Source organism: Bartonella sp. MR100HLJHH, from assembly GCF_042194215.1.
In the GTDB taxonomy this organism is placed as follows: domain Bacteria; phylum Pseudomonadota; class Alphaproteobacteria; order Rhizobiales; family Rhizobiaceae; genus Bartonella; species Bartonella grahamii.
Genome location: NZ_JBHIMR010000099.1, coordinates 1 through 703, shown reverse-complemented (window position 1 = coordinate 703; position 703 = coordinate 1). Strand labels below are relative to the sequence as shown.

General features: G+C 40.7%; 1 protein-coding gene and 1 pseudogene. Both read left to right on the top strand.

Features of this window, described 5'->3' with window-relative positions; all coding sequences use genetic code 11:
- Positions 1–255, top strand: a pseudogene (locus ACFIJ7_RS09750) (hypothetical protein); the annotation flags it as partial.
- On the top strand, positions 252–656 hold the full coding sequence (locus tag ACFIJ7_RS09745) for a hypothetical protein (RefSeq protein ID WP_375645213.1): 405 nt from the start codon (positions 252–254) through the stop codon (positions 654–656). The pseudogene ACFIJ7_RS09750 and the gene ACFIJ7_RS09745, both read left to right, overlap by 4 nt.
- Positions 657–703 lie beyond the last annotated feature (47 nt).

The following is a 703-nucleotide window of genomic DNA, read 5'->3' as shown; positions in this document are numbered from 1 at the left end:
AGGGATGGCAAGCAAACCACTGTCGGCTTGGAAAATCATGCAGATGATTTTGTTGGTGTTGTATTTGGCAAAAATCCCGCTACTTTTTACCAGAGACCCCCTGGTAGTAACGTAGTGAAAGAGGCAAAGAAAGTACTATTTAGTTATCCCAGCCCTCATGCTTGTTATGCAAATGCTGGGAAAAGATGCCAAAAGGCTTATGGTTCACCTCACCGTATATATGTTGATTCAATTAAATCAGGGAGGAAAAAATGAAACAAATCTTGAACTTATTAAGTGGAATACTTCTGTTAAGTATAATTGGGTGTAATTTTTTTAAGCCTGCCCCAGGAGAGGTATATATGTGGGAGAAACCAGGAGCAGACTTTACTGAGGTAGGAAAAGCATTGTTAGAATGTGGTATGCCAACCCCTTATGATGTCGATCCAGAAAATAGAAATCTCAGCTTAAATCAAATGGCTTCCATTGATGCTTGTATGATCCAAGCAGGATTCCGTGACAAAGATAAATGGGGAGGAACTTGGTGTGAGAATTATAAAGCTGAAAACCTTCCAATTTGTCGTCCAGGTGCTGTCATACCACAGCGCAGTGTCAAGAAACGCTTGAATAGCCCGTTTTGTAAAAAACATCCAGAACAACCTGAATGCGAGCCTTAAGTTTTGTTTGTGATGATCAAACAATCCCCCTCCTTACCTTCACTTGG

Coding starts and splice junctions, on each gene's coding strand:
- ACFIJ7_RS09745 (WP_375645213.1), top strand. CDS start 252: ATGAAACAAATCTTGAACTTATTAAGTGGAATACTTCTGTTAAGTATA.